Source organism: Massilia sp. H6 (genome assembly GCF_024802625.1).
Classification (GTDB): domain Bacteria; phylum Pseudomonadota; class Gammaproteobacteria; order Burkholderiales; family Burkholderiaceae_D; genus Telluria.
In genome coordinates, this window is the sequence record NZ_CP103371.1 from 2,201,805 (window position 1) to 2,219,528 (window position 17,724).

Sequence of the window (17,724 nt, forward strand, 5' to 3'; positions counted from 1 at the left end):
ACAATCATGGATGTGGAACCGAACGACCTGCTGCTGTTTGCCCGGATCGTGGAGGCGGGCAGCTTCAGCCGCGCCGCCGAGCGCGTGCAGCTGCCCAAATCGACCGTCTCGCGCCGTCTCGCGCTGCTCGAGCAAAAGCTCGGCGAGCGCCTGCTGCATCGGACCACGCGCAAGCTGATGCTCACCGAGTTCGGCGCCAGCTTGCTCGAGCACGCGCGCAAGGTGGTAGAAGAAGTCGAAGCGGCCGGCGCACTGGCCCAGCACCGCCAGGCCGCCCCAAGCGGCAAGCTGCGGCTGTCGGTGCCGGCCGACTTCGCCCACAGCAGCCTGCACGAAGTAGTCGCCCGCTTCATCGCGCGCTATCCGGCCGTATCGCTGGAGATGGACCTGTCGCCGCGCCGGGTCGACCTGATTGCCGAGAATGTCGATATTGCGATCCGCATGGGCGACTTGCCGGACGACGCCTCGCTCAATGCGCGCCCGATCAAGCTCGAATATTTTGGTCTCTACGCCGCACCTGCCTACCTGGCGCGACGCGGCATGCCGCAGCATCCGGACGACTTGCTGGAGCATGATTTGCTGTGCATGCTGGCGCGCGGCGGCGGCGCGCCATCCTGGGTGCTCACGCGCGGCAAGCTGCGTTGGGAGCGCCAGCTGGCGGCGCGCCTGACGGCCAATTCGCCCGAGCTGCTGGCGCGCATCGCCTCGCGCGGCGCCGGGATCGCGGGCAGCGCGCAGACCTTCGCCAGCCCTTACCTGGCCGCCGGCGAACTGGTGCGGGTACTGCCGCAATGGGACTTGCCGACCGCCAGCGGCTGGGCGGTCTTCCCGGGGCGGCGCCTGATGCCGGCCAAGACCCGGGCCTTCCTCGACCTGATGGAAGAGGTGTGCCGGGAGCGCGGCGACGCCCAGGCCCCCGCTTGATTAGCGGAGCAGACTTGGCGGCGCCGACCTGGCGGCGCCGACCTGGCGGCGCCGGCGATCAGCCGGGATGGTTGCCCATCATCTCGCCCAGGCGCACCGAGCGCTCCGGCGCCCAGTCGCGATTGAACGAGATCGCGCCTTTCTTGAACAGCATGACCACGGTAGAGCCGAGCAGGAAGCGGCCCATCTCTTCGCCCTTCTTGAGTTCGACCTGGCCGGGTTCGTAGTTCCACTCGCAGATGCGGGTCATGCGCGGCGGGTTGACGATGCCATGCCAGGTGGTGGCCATGCTGCCGACGATGGTGGCGCCCACCAGGGTCATCACGAAGGGGCCATGCTCGCTTGATTCGAACACGCAGACCACGCGCTCGTTGCGCGCGAACAGGCCTGGAACGCCGCGCGCGGTGGTCGGGTTCACCGAGAACAGCTTGCCCGGCACATAGATCATGCGGGTCAGGCGACCGTCGCAGGGCATGTGGATGCGGTGGTAATCCTTCGGGCTGAGATAGAGGTTGGCGAAGTGGCCGTGCTGGAAATGCGCGGCCAGCGTGTCGTCGCCACCGATCAGCTCGCTCGAGGTGAACTTGTGGCCCTTGGCCTGGAAGATATGGTGGTCGTCGATATCGCCGAACTGGCTGATCGCACCATCGACCGGGCAGACGAAGTCGGCTTGCGCAAGTGGTCGCGCGTCGCTGCGCAGCGGGCGGGTGAAGAATTCGTTGAAGCTGCTATAGCTCGCGATGTCCGGGTTCGCGGCCTCGTTCATGTTCACACCGTACTTGCCCACGAACCAGCGGATCAGGCGCGTGGTCATCGCGCCCCCCTTGGCACCGGCAACGCGGCCGGCGAAATTGGTCATCGCCGTTTTCGGCATCACATACTGGGGCAAGACTTTTAAGCGGGACACTTTGATGGGCCTCTAGGTTTCTATTAGATGGCGAATTATAACGGCCTTCATGGTCTGGATGGCATGTTGCCAAGCTCATATTGCGCCAGCAAACGACCGGGTATGCGCTGGCACGGGCCGCTTTCTCAACCCGGGTGCCGCTTAGTGGAAGTCGAAATTACTATGGCATGGTAAAAATATATCTGGTTCTAGTATCCGAATTGCTCAGTAATAGCATATAGTTATTCGTACAAAACGAATAACTTGATCTGGAGACTAGAATATGTGCTTGCTGCGGCCGCGCCATCTTGCCATCGTCATCGCCGGGCTTTGTGCCCCGGCATTCGCCCAAACATCCTCCGACGGCCCCACCATGCAGCAGGTGGAAGTCAAAGGCAGCAATCAGGCCTATGACCCGCGCCGCGACGATACTGCCGCCCGCATCGTGGTGGGACGGGAGGAAATCGCGCGCTATGGCGATACCAGCGTGCTCGATGTGTTCAAGCGCATCCCCGGAGTCACGGTCACCACCGGATCCGGGCGCAGCACCCAGGTGCGCATGCGCGGGCTGGGGTCGGGCTATACCCAGATCCTGGTCAACGGCGAACGCACGCCCGCAGGCTTTAGCCTCGACAACCTGGCGCCCGAGACCATCGAACGCATCGAAGTGCTGCGCGTGGCCAGCGCCGAATTCTCCACCGCCGCGATGGCCGGCACCATCAACATCGTGCTGCGCAAGACCATCCGCAAGCGCGAACGCGAGGCCAAGCTGGGCTACCTGCTCTCGAGCGACTTTCGCGGACCGAGCTTCAGCACCCAATTGGCCGAGCGCGGCGAGAAGTCGTCGTGGTCGCTCTCTGCCAGCGGCAACCACGACACGCTGGCACGCCAGTGGAGCGGCTTCGAAGAAAATACCCGGCCCGACGGTACGGTGGACCTGCTGCGCACCACCTTCGGGCCCGAGCGCGGGCACATAAACCGCCTGAACCTCGGTCCCAGCCTGCACTGGACGCTGGACAACGGTGACAAGCTGGCCTGGGAGACGGTAGTCAATGGCAGCAGTTTTCGCAATCACCCGCAGCCGCGGGTCACCACGCTGATCGGCAGCCCCCCGCAGTCGCCCGATTTGCAGCTGTTCGGTGAATTCGACGACCGCCTGCTCAAGTCAGACCTGCGCTGGTCCAGGGAGCTGCCCACCGGCGCCAAGCTCGAGGCAAAGCTGGGCCTGGAATGGTCGTCGCGCAAGATGTTCATCCGGCGCGTGGGACAGGACAGCCTGGGCATGCCGGAATCGGACGGCAGCACGCTGCTCGATACCCACGCCAGGGGCGCGAACTCGGTGGGCAAGGCCACCCGCAGCGTCGATGGCGGTCACGCGTTGTCGCTCGGCTGGGACATCGGCGTCAATGCCAGTTCGGACATCCGCGTCGAGCGCGACAGCATCCGCCTGCTGGCGCCCGGGCTGCCGCTTGGCACCGCGCTTGACGAAAACTTTCGCGCCACCGCCACCCGCGCCGCACTCTACGTGCAGGACGACTGGACCGTCACGCCGCAATGGTCGGTCTACCTCGGCACCCGCTGGGAGGGCGGACGCACGCGGGTCTCCGGCAGCGGCTTCGAGCCGGCAACGATCAGCGCCGGGGTACTGAGCCCCATCCTGCAGTCGCTCTACAAGTTCCCCGGCAAGGACGGCAAGCAGGGCGGCGACCAGCTGCGCCTGGCGCTGAGCCGCACCTACAAGGCGCCAGACCTGCACAGCCTGGTGCCGCGCCGCTCGGCCTGGGAAAACAATAGCGCCACCGAAGCCGATTTCGTGGGCAACCCGAACCTCAAGCCCGAGCTGGCCTGGGGCATCGACCTGGCCTATGAACATTATTGGGCGCCAGAGGCGATGGTGTCGGTGAGCGGCTCGGTCAAGCGCATCGACGACTACACCAGCAACCACATCTATTTCGACGGCTGGCGCTGGATCTTCACCCCGGTCAACGACGACCGCGCGATGCTGCGCACGCTCGAAGTCGAGACCAAGTTTCCGCTCAAGTCGCTGTTTGCCGGGGCGCCGGCGCTCGACCTGCGCGCCAGCGTGAGCCGCAACTGGTCGCGGGTGGCATCGGTGCCGGGCCCACACAACCGGATGGAGCAGCAAACGCCGCTGACGGCCAACCTGGGCGTCGACTTCAAGTCGGGCGCACTGGCGGCGGGCGCCAGCCTGGCCCACCGGCGCGGTGGCCCGATCCGCGTGAGCGCCAACCGGGGCTTCTACAATTATTCGCGCACCGACGTCGATGCCTATGCGCTGTGGAGCTTCACGCCGAAGCTGAAGTGGCGCGTGGCCCTGGCCAATCTGCTTGGCGAAGACGGCGGCTTCGAGGTCTCCTACCTGGACCCGGTGCGCGGCCTGGAAAAACGCGGCTGGCGCTACCCGGGCGGCGTCAAGCTGCGCACCACGCTGGAAATGACATTCTGAAGAGTCAGGCCGCGCTGCTGTCGGCGAGCGTGCCGGCGTCGCGCGCGCTGTCGTGCACCCGGTGCGTGCGGAAATAGCGCCAGGCCACGAAGATCGCCAGCGCCTGCAGCGCGGAGCACAGCAAAAAGTGGCTGCCGACGCGCCAGTCGCTGCTGGGCAAATCGCTGACGCTGGCCAGGATCGCGGTGCCGACCAGCGGCGCAATGATCACGCCCAGGCTGCTGATCGATTGGAGTGAACCCATCAGTTCGCCCTGCTCGCTGGCCGGGGTGGCCTTGGACACGATCGCCTGCAGCGCCGGCGCCGCGGCAAAGGCCAGCACATTGCCCAGGATGATCGCATACAGCATCCAGCCCTGGGTCGCCAGGCCGTAGCCAAGAAAGGCGAGTGCGCCCGATGCGATTCCGAGCAGTGACAGCCGGACTTCACCGAAACGCCGGATCAGCATCGCCAGCAGACCCGCCTGGACAGTGGCCGCGACCAGCCCGACGCAGAACATCGCGATGCCGTTGTCGCGCGGCGTCCAGTCGAAGCGGAAGGTGGTGTACAACACCCAGGTCGATTGCAGCATCATCTGGCCAAAGGTGACCAGGGCGATCACGATGACCAGGCCGCGAATATCCTTGCGCTGCACCAGGCGCAGCAGCGCCGACAGCGGATTGAGCCGCTTCCAGGCGAACGGCGCCCGCGCCCCCGGCGGCAGCGACTCGGGCACCAGAAAATAGCCGTACACGAAATTGGCGGCGCTGAGCAGGGCCGCCACGTAGAACGGCAGGCGCAAGTCGGTGTCGCCCAGCAGGCCGCCCAGCATCGGGCCGCAAATGAAGCCCAGGCCAAAGGCGGCGCCGATCTTGCCGAAGCTCTTGGCGCGGTTTTCCTTGGTCGAGATGTCCGAGGCATAGGCCGAGGCCACCGACATGCTGGCCGAGGAGACGCCGCCAATGATGCGCCCAACGAACAGCCAGAGCAGGCTCGGCGCCCAGGCGGTGACCAGGAAATTGAGGGCCATTCCGCCCATTGAATACAGCAACACGGGGCGGCGCCCGATGCGGTCGCTGAGCGCGCCGAGCGCCGGCATGAAAATAAACTGCAGCACGCCGAACGCCGCCGCCAGTGCCCCGAACCACAACGCATGGTCTTCGCGGTCGGGCACGAACTGGCCGACCAGCAGCGGCATGACCGGAACGATCAGGCCGATGCCGAGCATGTCGATGAAAATGCAGACCAGGACGAAATTGAGCTTGCCGGTGGTGGACTTCGGATTCTCGGGAGTGCTGGTCATGCGGGCCTCTGGTTGGGGGACAGGCAGTCAGGCAGTCACCGTAGTCTAGCACCGCGCCGTGCGTTCAGGAATCTTTTGCTGCGTTCGGGGCGACGCCCCATTCGGCAGCGAAGGCGGTGCGAAACGACTCCAGCATGGCCAGCCGTTCGCGGCCCAGCGCGCGCCCGCCCTCGGTCTGCATCGTGCCCGGCAGTGTGGCGAGCTTGGCCGCGATATGGTCGAGCGAATAGGCACGGTCGTCGAGCGCTCGCGCATCCGCCAGCGGATCGTTGGGGTGGGCCAGGGCGCTGCCCATGCGCCCGGCGGTGTAGAACATGCGCGCCAGGCCGACCGCGCCCAGGGCGTCGAGCCGGTCGGCGTCCTGCACGATCTGCGCTTCGAGCGAGGTGGCGTCAATCCTGGCAGAAAAACTGTGCGCCGCGATCGCGTGCGCCACCGCGTCGAGCCGCTCGGGCGGGAAACCCAGCCCCTCCAGATGGTGGCACGCCAGGCTGGCCGAGCGGGTCGATGCCTGCGCCCGCTCGGGATGGTCTTTCGGCAGGTTGACCAGGTCGTGCAGGTAGCAAGCGGCCATCACCACCAGGGCGTCGGCCTGCGGATGGTGCGCGAGCAGGGCTTGCGCATTGCGCCAGACCCGTTCGAGATGGTTGGCGTCATGGGCGCCGTCGCCGCCGCCATCGTCTGTGCGCGCGACCAGCGCCGCCAGGCGCGGGCGCCAGGTGGCAAGGTCGGGGTCTGTTTCAAGTGCCTGGTTCATCGGGTTGATCCGTAGAAGGAAGAAAGACGGCGGCCTGCGACAGGGCGTCGGCGCGGGTGTTCTTGTGGCGCGGAATCCAGCGCAGCGTCGCGCCCGGCAGTCGGGCCAGCAGGGCGCGTGCGCGCGCCCGGTGACTGCGCAGGCTGGGAGCGCTGGCGCAGTCGGGCGCGTTGACGTCGTCGATCACTACCTGGCTGTCGCCGTGGATGGCCAGCGCGCCGGCGCCGTGTTCAAGCGCCGCTTCGAGCAGCGCGAGCAGGGCCAGGTATTCCGCTTCGCTGCTGTTGCCGTAGCCGCAGGCGCGCGAAATCTCGACCAGCACGCTGCCGGGGCCCTCGAGCACCGCGCCGATGGTGCAGCGGCCAGGGTTGGGGTGGGCCGAGCCGTCGAACCAGGCGCGCCAGGCCGGCGCGGGTGCGCTGGCGAGCCGCCGCGAGGCCGAGGCCGCCGCCCGCGCGTGCCGCACGGCCGCCTGCTGCGCGCCGCGCAGGCGCTCGGCCGCGCGCTCGGCCAGCAGCTGATCGAGCCCAGCGCTACCGGCGCGCGCCCGCAAGGTGGCGCGCAGGGCGTCGGCCGGCGTCAGGCCGCTACGTTCGGCGAGCCGGCGGCCGGCGGCAAGCTCGCCCTTGAAGGCGGCGGCGGCAAGGGCGGCGAAATCGGCATCGGGGTAGAGCTCGCGGTCGTGGTCATGGTCGAACATGGCGAGAGCATAGCAAAAAGCCGCCCGAAGGCGGCTGGAATGCTGTGCTGGGTCCCCGCAGGGAATCAGCGACGATAAGGATTGTTCGGATAGTTGTCATGGCGGTTGCGCACCCCGTCGCCGTCGCGATCGCGGTCGCGTCGATTGCGCACGCCATCGTTGTCGAGGTCGCGGTCGTAGCGGTTCGGCACACCATCGCGGTCGAAGTCGCGCCGGCCGCCGCGCTCGTAGTGGTCGGGGATGCCATCGCGGTCGCGGTCGCGTTCATCGCGGTAGCCGTGTCCATAGCCACGGCCGTCGCGGTAGCCATCGCGATAGCCCCCGCGACCGTCGTTATAGCCATAGCCAGCGGCGTACACCGGCTGGTAGTCGCGGCGCTCGTAGCGGTCGGGTACGCCATTGCGGTTACGGTCGCGGCCATGCTGGCGCCAGTGGGCCGGCTCCATGTACCAGCGGCCATGGCGCTGATGCCAGCTTGGCGCCGCATACACATAGCCTGGACGGGCGACGATGTAATGACCTGGGACCCAGTGGTGGCGATGGCCGCGCCATGCCCAGTAGCCGGGAGCCCAGACCTGGCCGCGCCGCGCCACCGGGATGCGTTCATATACCGGCGCCGGCGGGGCCGACCCGATGTAGAGTTGGAAGTCGGTTTGTGCCAGGGCCGGCAGCGGCGCGAAGGCGGCGCCAGTGGCGATCAGGGCTGCAACGGTAAGAGTGCGTGTCATGTCGGTCTCCAGATCCAAAACGGATGACCCACTATATCGCCGCCCTGGCTGGAAAAGGGCGCTTGAAGCAGATGCTTACAACTGAAACAGATGGCGATGTTGCGCCAGGGGGTTGCTGATACAAATGGCACAGCCTGCAGCCGCCCGCTGGCGCGCGGGGGCGACAGCGGGGGCGGCTCGCGGCACTCATCCGCGGCTGCCTGCAGACTGCTGTTCTGCACTGGACAGGCGTTTGGCGCTCACACTGACCACGGCCATCTTGGCGCCGCTGGCCACCTGCGTGGCATCGGCGCTGCGATCGCGGGCCTGGGCCTCGGGGATGGCGTCGAGCAGGTAGCTACCGGAGACGCCAAGGCTGATGGCGACGACGAAGACGGCTTCCATATGTTTCATGAGCTTCATGGTGGTTCTCCTTGCGGTTGGTTGCTGTTGGTTGCGGTTATCTGCTGTAGCAGGTGTCGACGGCTGGTCGATGAATCCACTGTAGGCCAGGCTGGTACGGGCCGCGAGCAGCTTGCGACAAGACGCGCGAATCGCGGGATGACCTGTCGAAAAGCGCGCGCGAATGTGTTCGTGCCTGCGCGCGGCAGCACCTGATTGATGGGTTTTCAGCGCCCCTCCGCTAGGCGTATGCGAGGCGGCCCCCTGGCCGCGCCAGCGAGCAGATACCGGATGACCAACCCCCTTGCCCAGTTAGCAGCGACGATGTCTGCCACCTTGATCAGGTGGCGGCGCGCACGCAATCTGCGCGCCGCATCGCGGGTCGCATCGCGTGTCGCATTGCGCGTCGCCAAGCGCGCGGCCGCGCCACGGCGGTTCTGGCTGGCCCCATGGGTGATGCTCGCGGGCGTGGCGGCGCTGCTGTGCGCCGGGGTGCTGGCACAGGCGGCGCGTGCGCTGTCCGGTACGGCGTCCGGTACGGCGTCCGCTACGGGTTCCGGTATGGCAAGCGCTACGGCGCTGCATGACCCGGCTGCCGGCGCCTCAGCCCTGGCCGGGCTCCAGCCGCTGCTGGGCGGCGCGCGCATACACGTGCCGCACCAGGCCGGCATTGCCATCGAGCAGCACGGCGCTGTGGCCCTGGTAGTGGCTTCCAGCATGCAGGCGCAGGCGCCGCTGCGGATCGACTTGTGCAGCCAGCTCTCTGGTTCCGGGCGCTCCATGCTGCCGCTGCGGATCGGGTATCCGTTTTCCGAAACGCGGGTAGCGGGCAGCGCAGCGCGCAATGCCCTGCTGGCTGCGCCCGGTTCGGCCATGCCGCGCATCGAACTGCGTGGCGATGCACGCGCCGCCTTGCGCCTGAGCTGGGATGCGGGCGCGGCGCAGGCAGCATGGATCAGCGACGCCGGCACGGGCGCGGTGATGCGCGCGGCGCGCGGCCAGGCGCGGCTGGGCCAGGCCGGCTGGCTGGTGTGGAACGACGGCGCGCTGCGCCTGACGCGGCGTGCGCTCCAAGCCTGTCCGCAGGCGGGCGAACTGGTGGTGCAGGCCTACCAGCCGCGCAGGGGCGGCTCCGGCGCCGGGCTGGTGCAGGCATTTGGCGGCGGGGCGGTCTCGCCGGCGCTCGCACTAGCTCCGGGCAACTACCAGGTACCGGCCGCGCCGGCGCGGGCGCTCGAAGATGCGCAGCTGTTCGAGCGCCTGCACCAGCGGGGGCTCATCCGTCTGGCGTCGGGCGGCAGCGGGCTGGTCGAGCTGGCACCGCGCGACCTGGCTGCGTGGGCCGCGACGGCGCCCGGCCAGCGCCTGCCGCTGCCGGGCTGGGACAGCCTGCGGCTCGACGCGACCGACCGCAAGCTGCTCGAGCGCCTGTACTACCGCGCCGACGGGGCCTTCGTGCGCGAGCAGGTCAGGGTGTTCAATAGCGAGCGGCGCCTGCTGGCATGGCGCCTGCGTCCAGAAGACCGGTCGACCTGGCAGGCCAGCGTCGGCGGCATGCCGGTGGCCCAGCTCGACGCCTTGCCGGTGGCGGCCATGCGGCTGTTCGCCCGCCTGCCGCAGGGCTGGGCAGGGTGGCGGCGGGTCGCGGCCTGGGATCATGGAGACGCCGCCCAAGGCAGCGTCACAGTCGCGCCCCGCAGCGCCTCCCTGAGCCTGGATGCGGGCCGGCCGGCCGAGCTGTTGCTGGTGGGCCGGGTGCGCAAGGTCAGTGGTGCCACCGCCAGCATCCGCGGCGAATGCGACGGTCGGGCCTGCGCCAGCCGCGACGCGGTGCAGCATGTGCTGCTGGCGCCGTTACCGGGCGCGCGCCGTATCGTGCTCGAGGTCGAACCACTCGACCTGGATGCCTTGTCAGGCGGCGCCAATGCGGCCTACCGGCACTTGCACAACGATGGGGGCCGGCTGGCCTGGCGCGCGCTGGCGGTGGCGCAGGTGCCGCTCCGCGCTGCCCAGGCCGACGTGCAGCTAAGCGACCGCAACGGCGTGGCGCTCTGGGTCGACGGCCAGCCCAGCGCAGCGGCCAGCAACGCCGGGCTGGGGACGCTGCTGGGCGTGCACCGCGATCACGCCGCCAGCGTGGCCGGCATGCTGGCGCGGGTGCCGGGGGCGGCGCATACGGCGCGCCTGAGCCTCGACCTGGCCATGCAGGTCCAGGCGCAGGCGGCGCTCGACTGCATCGGACTGCGCCAGGGCAGCCTGGTGGGCGCGCAATGCAGTGGCGCGCGCGCCGTGCCAGCCGGTCGCCAGGCTGGCCTGGTCGTGCTCGATGCCGGCAATGGCGAATTGCTGGCAGTGGCAGGCGGCGGCGTGGGCGACGTGCGGGCGTTCAAGTGGCCAGAAGTGCGCGATTTCGACCGTGCCGACCCGGCCCGCAGCCTGCTACGGCTGCCGGCCTTGCAGCATGACGGCGGTGCCCAGCGGGCGCCCGGGTCGACCTTCAAGGTGGTCAGCGCGCTGGGCCTGGAGGGGGCGGCGCGTACCGATCGGCGGCTTGAGCGCCTGCTGCAGGGCATGCCGCTGGCCGACATCGACCGCCTGCCCGGCGCACACGACTACGGCTTTCGCACCGCGGCGGCGGCCTACCCGGGCCCGAGCGGCGCGCGCATTACCAATTTTCGCGAGCAGCCGGCGGCAGCGCGGGCGCAAGAGGGCCGCTTCGGTCTGGAGCAGGCGCTGGCGCACAGCGTCAATACCTGGTTCGCCTGGACTGCCGAACTGAGCGACCGCAGCCTGGGCGCACGGGCGCAGGGCGGCGCACCCGGCGTGCGCGCACTCGAGCCGGGCGCTCTCGACGCGCTGCGGCCGATCGCGGGCATGGCGCGCAAGCTCGGGTTCGGCACGTCCCTGCGCCTTGACGGCGGCCTGCTGCCGGCCGACTTTCACTGGTCGGCCTGGGATGCGCTGCAGGCTAGCGCGGCGGCGCTCGACCCGATCCAGACCCGCCACGAAGTGCGCCAGATGGCGATCGGCCTGCGCATGCAGGCAACGCCGCTGCAGATGGCGCTGGTCGCCGGCGCGGTCGGGCAGGGCAGGGTGGTGACGCCACACCTCTTGATGGAACTCGACGGACGTGCGGCCGCCACCCAGGCGGGGCCTGAACTCGGGGTGCGGCTCGATCGCATCCGGGCCGGCATGAAGGACGTCATCGACAGCGGCACGGCGGCCGGCGCGTTCCGTGGCAGCGAATTGGCGCGCCTGCGCGCCGGCCTGTTCGGCAAGACCGGCACCGCGCCGACCGGAGACGACGGCATGGCCACGGTGTGGTTTACCGGCTGGCTGGAGCCGGGCAGCTTACCGGGCCAGACCCGCCGGCTCGCGTTCGCCGCCTTTGTCAGCCAGTCCGGCTCGAGCGGCGGCGCCCATGCCGCGCCGATGGTCGCTGCCATGCTGCGCTCGATGCAGGCCCGACCGGCCGAACAGAAGGCCGATTAGCCCTCTACTGCGCGCCTTGCAGATGTGTTTGTATGGCATCATCTGTTGACATGCCGCCCTTGCGCGTCCTTGCGCGGCCGGCCATCGAGGATGAGGAAAGCATGCGTTTGCCGGGAACCCGGTACCAGGAACACGGCTGGGAGCAGGTCCGCAAGTTGCTGGGCCAGTGCTCGCTGGCGGCGCTTGCGCGAATCGACCCGCTGCGCCTGCTCGACGCCGACTGCGACGCGGTGCTGCCCGACTATGTCGACCTGGTCGCTCACCTGCTGGCCGCCAGCGGCAGCCGCGGCGCGGTTTGCGCCAACAGCTATGGCGAGACCGCCATGGAACTGGCCTTGAGCCTGGTCTACGAACTGCAGGCGCGCCCGGCCGACTGGCACGCCTTGTGCGGCGCGCTGGCGGCCGAGCATGCGCGCATCGGGGCCTTCTGGAGCGCGCCCGGGGGCGAAGCCTCCCTGCGCAAGAAATTCAACGACCTGTATGCGCTCCTGCGCGACAAGGTCGACAGCGACAACTACCAGGCTGCCTGCGGCCGGCCCTGCAGTCCGAACCGGATTTACGCCTACCGCATGCTCGATACCGCCTATGGCGAAGTGGCGCGCCTGTTCGGGGCCTGGCGCGAGCACCGTGACCAGGTCGGCGCCATCCTTGGGCGCAGCCTGGATGCGGAACCGATCGAAGCGCGCCAACTGCGCTCGGTGGCCGACTGTCGCCCCGAGTGGATCATGCGCTGGAGCGAGACGCTCGAAGCCCATAGCGGCGCCCGCGGGCCGCTGCATACCCGCTCGAAGCGCTTCGCCAGCCTGAAGACCAGCCCTGACAAGATCGGCGCCATGCTGCGCGAAATCGGCGAATACGGGGCCCTGTCGTCGAACCAGGACCGCGCATGGCTGCACGACGCCAGCGACGCCAGCGTCTGGCTCGACGATTACTGGCGGGTGCTGGACGAGTCCGAAGCGGGCGCCACACCCGGACCGGACCAGTTGCTGGAAGCGCGCCAGGACGAGCTCGACCTTGCGCCGGTGGAGGACGCAGCCGTGTTGGCGCCCACCGACCCGCCGATGCCGCTCGAGCCGGACCTGGCGCTGCGCGTTTCACTCCCCCCCAGCTATCCTGCAATGGCGGCGGCGGCGCAAGATAGCGGCAGCTGGGCGCTGCGCACGATGGCCGGCGATTCGCTGGCGGTGCGGCTGGCGGTCTACCTGAAACTGCTCGGCGCGTTCGACGACAGCTATCCGCCCGCCTGGCTCGATCCGGCAACCGGCGCCTTGCCGACGATGCAGCAGCTCGCGCTGATCGATGGCGTGTCGCTGCCCACCCTGCGCAAACGGCGCGACGCCGCCATTGCCCGCCTGGGCGAGACGGCAGGCACCAAGGAGAACAACTGATGGCAACGACAGAACTGGACCGCAAACTGCAGGCGCAGCTGCTGGGCGCAAGGCGGCTCGAGGGCGACCGCTTGATGCTGGCCGATGCGGTGCTGTTGGCCGCGCTCGACGGCACCCGCCCGCTGACCGGCGCTGAGCGGGCGGCGCTGCAGGCTTCGCCGCTCACCGCGCGCCGGCTGCGGGTGCTGGCCACCGAGCGCCGCCAGGCCTCACGCCGCGAGCGGCCGGGCTGGCAGGGAAGCGCCGGCATGCTGCGCGCGGCCGACGGCGGTGCGCCGCTGGCAGTGCTGGTCACGGACGACGGCGCCTGGCGCCTGCACATCGTGGAAGGCCAGGTTATCTTGCAGCTCGATGCGCAATCGGCACTGGCGCCGCAATTGCTGCGCAGCGGGCAGGTGCTGCGGGTGCGCGATGGCGCCGGTGCGATCGTGCTCGAAGGGCAGCTCGACAGCGACGGCGAATGCGAAGGCCGGTGGCCGTTCGCCGAGGCGCCGAGTCGCCACTTCCAGCGTCACGGCGGCGCTTTTACCGTGGAGCCGGCGGGAGCCTGACATGCTGACACCAACATGCTGAACCTGTTCCCATGGCGCGTGCAGCAAGCCCCTGCCGACCTTGCCGGTCTGGGGGCGCAGGCGATCGCGCTGCCGCTTGCCAAAGGCTGCGCGGTGCCGCCGGGCTGCTTCGCGGTGCTGGCCAATGCGCAAGGCCATACCCGGCGCCAGGGCCAGGGCGCGCGGCTGGCGCCGATCGCAGGCGAGAGCACCTGGTGCGTCCATCCCGGGCCCTATGGCGCCGACCTGCTGCCGTTTGCTGCCGCACCCGAGATCGGACTGCGGGTCAGCTTCGCCATCGATAGCGCCGATCCGCGCCAGGCCCAGCAGCGCTTCGACCTGTTTCTGGCCAGCGAAGGCGGCGCCCGGGTGTCGCTGGAGGGCTTCACGGCGGCGCTGGAAGCGGCCTTGCAGCGCGAACTGGCGCAGGGCAACCTGGACCTGCCGCCCTGTACCAGTTTCGAAGAGTGGAACGCCTTTCGAGGCGGTTTCAATCAACTGCTGTACACCCGCTTTGGCGTGATGGTGGACGATTGCGTGCCGGTCGACCTGGGCGCCACGCGCGATCTGGCCGCGCTGCTGGCCGCACGCCTGGCGCTGCAGCCGGCGCCCGCGCTGGCCGTGGCGCCGCCGCAGGCCTTCGATGCGCCAGCCGAAGACGCCAGGTCGCTGCGCCGCCTGTTCCTGGAACTGCCGCGCATCCTGTGCGGCTTGCGCCTGGCGGTGTTCCCGCCCGATTGCGCTACCTTCCGACAGCATCAGGAGCTGCTACGCCGGCTCGACCTGGTGGGCCTGTCGGCCGCCACCATGCCGGCGCTGGCGCTGGCCGGCCCGCAGGTGCCGCTGGACGCTTCCGAACAACTGCGGCGCGCGCGGCATGCCCGCCGGGCCGCTGCCGCGCTGGACGAAGCCTGGGCCTTGCTGGCGCGGATCAAACAGCGCGAAGGCGCAATGGCGGGTGCGGTGGTGGGCAGCTTGCTGGACGAAGCCGACCGTATCGTCGCCAATCTCGAATCGGCTTGCGCCGCGCGCCGCGCGATCAGCGAGGTGGCCGAATGAACGCGCCGGCAAGTACCGGGGCGGTCACCTGCCGCAGCATGGCGCCCGATGGCGCGCTGCTCACCGTCACCGCCACCGTGCGTGCGCGCGCCGGGCGGGCCGAGGTCAAGTGCAGCGTGCCCGGTGCGCCGGAAGTTGCGCAGCACATGCAGCAGGTGGTGCGGCTGGCGCGCCATACCGAGCCGCGCTTCGACAGCCGCGACCAGGTGGTGCTCAGCCTCGACCGCGCGCCCGAACCGGGACAACGCGACTGGGAACTGGCGGCCGTGCTGGCCGACCGTATCGTGCGCGGCGTATATGTGCCGCCTGGGGTGCCGCCTGGGCCGCCTGGCCGATTGATCGCCAACGGCTGGTCCGACGCCTGGCATCTGGGACGCATCGACGGCCACGACCTGCGCCAGGTGCCGGTCGGGGTGCTCGCCGGCGGCGCCGACTTGCCGCATCTGGGCGCGCTCAATGGCCACCCCGACCCGGCCGCCGCCGTCTCTACTGCGCGCGCCTGGTTTCCGCTGCATAGCGGCGGCGCGGCCGACTCGCTGTGCTGGGTCGAGGCCAGCGTGCGCCCGGCGCAGCATGAGCAGGGCGCAGGCGCGGACGAATCCAGCGAAGAATCGAGTATTGCCGCGCCCGGGGTGGACGCGGCGCTGCAGGCGCGGGTGCGGGCGGTGCTGGCCGGCGCGCGCCATTACGACGGGCGCGGCTGCAACGGGTGGCGCACCACGGTGCGTTTCGGCGAAGCGCGCTTCCAGGGCGGTTCATTCGAACTGGCGCTGGTGATGGCCGACCGCATGGCGCGCGGGCGCGACTTTCTGCCACGCGGGCGGCTGCTGGCTACCGGACAGTCGTCGGGCTGGCATGGCGGCCGGGTCGAGACGGTCGAGGCCCTCGCGCCGAAATGCGCGCTGCTGCTGCGCGAAGCCGCGCCCGGCGACCGCATCCTGGTGCCGCGCGCCTGGGAGCCGCAACTGCCGCCCGGCTGGCGCGAGGCCGTGCGCGAGCGCGGCGCCAGTGTTGCTTGCGTGGAGCGGATCGGTATCATTTAGATCGCCGGTACGCCTGTTAGAATCGATCGCAGCAGTTCCTTGCTGGTCTTGATATGGAGTCGGATATGTTCCAGATGTTCGGAGTGAAAGGCGCCAGCTGCCCCCGTTGCGAGCGCAAGCAAGCTGGCGAAGCGCGTTACTGCGCCGGCTGCGGCATGATCCTCGGCGCTCCGCGCAATGTCCCGGTGCTGCGCGAGAACCGCTGGGTGGCCGGGCCCGACGAACTGGCCGTGTTCTTTGGCGTGCGCGAACTGTCCGGCGTGTTCGTCAAGACGCTGCGGGTGCCTGCCACGGCGCGCGCCTTTATCTTGCAAGGCGATAAAACTACCGAGGTGCCGCAGGGCGAATACGAGATCGAAGGCTTCTTCACGCGGCTGAACCACTTGCTGCGCGACCAGCACGCCGAGATCCTGGTTACCCGCACCGGCGCGCTGCCGGTCGAATTTCGCTTCGACGATGTCGCTACTTCCGAGCAGCTTGCCGTCAGCGCGCGCCTCACGGTCAGCCTGCGCATCGAGAACGTGCCGGCCTTTGCGCGCCATTTCATGACCATGCCAGGCACCATAGGCGGCGCCGAACTGGCCGCGCTCCTGGCCGCCCCGGTGCGCCAGCTGGCCGAGGAATTCGTCGGCGCGCGCTCGATTCGCGAAATGGCCGGCAACCGCGAACTGCGCGAGCAGATCGACGAACGGCTGCAGGGCGGCCTCAAGCTGCTGCTGGCCGAATACGGACTGGCGGTGGCCAGGGTCGATACGCTCGAACTGCGCCACGACAAGTACGACGCCAACCGCGCCAGGGTCGGCAGCCTGTGGCTGGCCGCCGACGAGCGCCATGTGCAGGTCGAGCACCGCAAGCACCTCGACGACTTGTACGATGCCGAAGAATGGCAGCGCCTGCGCCGCAGCGAACAGCAGGCGCGGGTGCGCCTGCGCGAGGCCGAGCTGCGCCAGGACGACGCCATCGGGCGCGCCGAGCTGTCGCTGGCCGGCGCCGGCCGCGCCCATGCGGTGCGCTCGCGCCAGATCGAGCTGTACGCGCGCATCCTCGACGCCCAGTCGCGCAAGCAGGCACTCGAGCACGGCGCCGGCGACGTGCTGGCCGAGCTCGAACACGACCTGGCCAAGAAGGGCGCCGCACGCTTGGACGAGACCCAGCAGTGGCAGCACCTGCGGGCGCTGGCGCAGCTGCGCATGCGCAGCGAACTCGAGCTGGCGCAGCAAGAAGCCCAGCAGGCACGCCAGGTCGCGCGCCAGCGTTTCTCGCAAGACCTGCTGCAGCAGCAGATTCGCAACAAGATCGAGCAGGCGGCACTGATCGAGGACGCCAGCCGCAGGCAGGCCGAGCTCGTGCGGCTGCGCGCCAGCGAAGAAGATGCCGCCCGCCGCGCGCAGGCGATCGACGAAGAAGAGCACGTTGCCCGCCACCAGGTGCTGGCGCTGGCCAACGCGGCGCGCCTGCGCGAGGCGCAGCGCCTGCAAGAATGGGAAGACGAGCGGGCGCGCCAGCAGGTCGAAAAGACCCGCAGCGCGCTGCAGCAAGACAAGCTCGAGCGCACGATCGCGCTCGATGCGCGTCAGTTGCGCGAGCAGGGAGCAATCGAGCTCGAGGGCGAAGAACGGCGCCACGCGCTGCACCTGCAAGAGGGCGAGGCCCAGGCCGGGCGCGAGCTGCGCCGCATGAATGCCTTTGCCGCCATGGACGATACCGCCAAGCTGGCGCTGGCCGCCGCGCCGAATGCCGCGGCCCTGAACGACTTCATGAAGACCCGCGTGCATGCCACGATGGACGCCGGCCAGTTGGCGGGCCTGGCCGCGGTTGCCGGGGCCGCCAGCCTGACCCCGGCCGAGGCGCTGGAGCAGGTACGGCAAGAGCAGGCGCGGCGCGATGCCGAGCTCGACAAGGATCGCCGCTACCAGCTCGAGCTGCTGGCGACCCAGGCCAGCCTGGCTGGCGCACTGGTGTCCGGCACTGTGGCAGCCGTGCGCCAATGCGCCCACGGCCATCCGGCGCGCGACGATGACCGCTTCTGCGCCCGCTGCGGTGCGCCGGTGGCGAGCTGACCCAGG

14 protein-coding genes are annotated in these 17,724 nt (G+C 69.4%); 8 read left to right on the forward strand and 6 right to left on the reverse strand.

Features of this window, described 5'->3' with window-relative positions:
• The first annotated feature begins 6 nt into the window (after window positions 1–6).
• Window positions 7–924, forward strand: a complete 918-nt coding sequence (locus NRS07_RS09875; RefSeq protein WP_259205889.1) for a LysR family transcriptional regulator — start codon at window positions 7–9, stop codon at window positions 922–924.
• Between the two features lie 58 nt (window positions 925–982).
• Here the strand turns inward: NRS07_RS09875 and asd are convergent, their stop codons facing one another.
• Window positions 983–1,783, reverse strand: coding sequence for an archaetidylserine decarboxylase (asd, locus tag NRS07_RS09880; protein ID WP_259205890.1), 801 nt, complete (start codon window positions 1,781–1,783; stop codon window positions 983–985).
• 310 nt (window positions 1,784–2,093) lie between these two features.
• Between asd and NRS07_RS09885 the strand changes: the two genes are divergently transcribed.
• Complete coding sequence (locus tag NRS07_RS09885) at window positions 2,094–4,277, forward strand: TonB-dependent siderophore receptor (RefSeq protein WP_259205891.1); 2,184 nt, start codon at window positions 2,094–2,096, stop codon at window positions 4,275–4,277.
• A 4-nt stretch (window positions 4,278–4,281) separates the two neighbouring features.
• On the opposite strand, the gene NRS07_RS09890 is transcribed toward NRS07_RS09885, so the two are convergent.
• The 5 genes from NRS07_RS09890 to NRS07_RS09910 all read right to left on the reverse strand — a co-directional run bounded on the left by NRS07_RS09890 (window position 4,282) and on the right by NRS07_RS09910 (window position 8,146).
• Window positions 4,282–5,559 carry an MFS transporter gene (locus NRS07_RS09890; protein WP_259205893.1) on the reverse strand — a complete coding sequence of 426 codons (1,278 nt, stop codon included), beginning with the start codon at window positions 5,557–5,559 and terminating at the stop codon, window positions 4,282–4,284.
• 64 nt (window positions 5,560–5,623) lie between these two features.
• Entirely contained in the window at window positions 5,624–6,316 is a 693-nt protein-coding gene (locus NRS07_RS09895) for an HD domain-containing protein (protein WP_259205894.1), read from the reverse strand.
• Entirely contained in the window at window positions 6,300–7,016 is a 717-nt protein-coding gene (locus NRS07_RS09900; RefSeq protein WP_259205895.1) for a reverse transcriptase-like protein, read from the reverse strand. Before NRS07_RS09900 ends, NRS07_RS09895 begins: the two co-directional genes overlap by 17 nt.
• Before the next feature lie 65 nt (window positions 7,017–7,081).
• Window positions 7,082–7,744 carry a thrombospondin type 3 repeat-containing protein gene (locus tag NRS07_RS09905; RefSeq protein ID WP_259205896.1) on the reverse strand — a complete coding sequence of 221 codons (663 nt, stop codon included), beginning with the start codon at window positions 7,742–7,744 and terminating at the stop codon, window positions 7,082–7,084.
• A gap of 186 nt (window positions 7,745–7,930) precedes the next feature.
• Window positions 7,931–8,146, reverse strand: coding sequence for a hypothetical protein (locus NRS07_RS09910; protein WP_259205897.1), 216 nt, complete (start codon window positions 8,144–8,146; stop codon window positions 7,931–7,933).
• Window positions 8,147–8,416: 270 nt separating this feature from the next.
• Between NRS07_RS09910 and NRS07_RS09915 the strand changes: the two genes are divergently transcribed.
• The 6 genes from NRS07_RS09915 to NRS07_RS09940 all read left to right on the forward strand — a co-directional run bounded on the left by NRS07_RS09915 (window position 8,417) and on the right by NRS07_RS09940 (window position 17,718).
• Window positions 8,417–11,617 (forward strand): penicillin-binding transpeptidase domain-containing protein, encoded by a 3,201-nt coding sequence (locus NRS07_RS09915; protein ID WP_259205898.1) that lies wholly within the window; start codon window positions 8,417–8,419, stop codon window positions 11,615–11,617.
• 32 nt (window positions 11,618–11,649) lie between these two features.
• Window positions 11,650–13,005, forward strand: coding sequence for a hypothetical protein (locus NRS07_RS09920; RefSeq protein WP_259205899.1), 1,356 nt, complete (start codon window positions 11,650–11,652; stop codon window positions 13,003–13,005).
• Window positions 13,005–13,556 carry a hypothetical protein gene (locus NRS07_RS09925; RefSeq protein WP_259205900.1) on the forward strand — a complete coding sequence of 184 codons (552 nt, stop codon included), beginning with the start codon at window positions 13,005–13,007 and terminating at the stop codon, window positions 13,554–13,556. Before NRS07_RS09920 ends, NRS07_RS09925 begins: the two co-directional genes overlap by 1 nt.
• Window positions 13,557–13,571: 15 nt before the next feature.
• On the forward strand, window positions 13,572–14,615 hold the full coding sequence (locus NRS07_RS09930; RefSeq protein ID WP_259205901.1) for a hypothetical protein: 1,044 nt from the start codon (window positions 13,572–13,574) through the stop codon (window positions 14,613–14,615).
• Window positions 14,612–15,658, forward strand: coding sequence for a hypothetical protein (locus NRS07_RS09935; protein ID WP_259205902.1), 1,047 nt, complete (start codon window positions 14,612–14,614; stop codon window positions 15,656–15,658). Before NRS07_RS09930 ends, NRS07_RS09935 begins: the two co-directional genes overlap by 4 nt.
• A gap of 65 nt (window positions 15,659–15,723) precedes the next feature.
• A complete protein-coding gene (locus tag NRS07_RS09940) occupies window positions 15,724–17,718 on the forward strand; it encodes a hypothetical protein (RefSeq protein ID WP_259205903.1) in 1,995 nt (664 codons plus the stop codon).
• Window positions 17,719–17,724 lie beyond the last annotated feature (6 nt).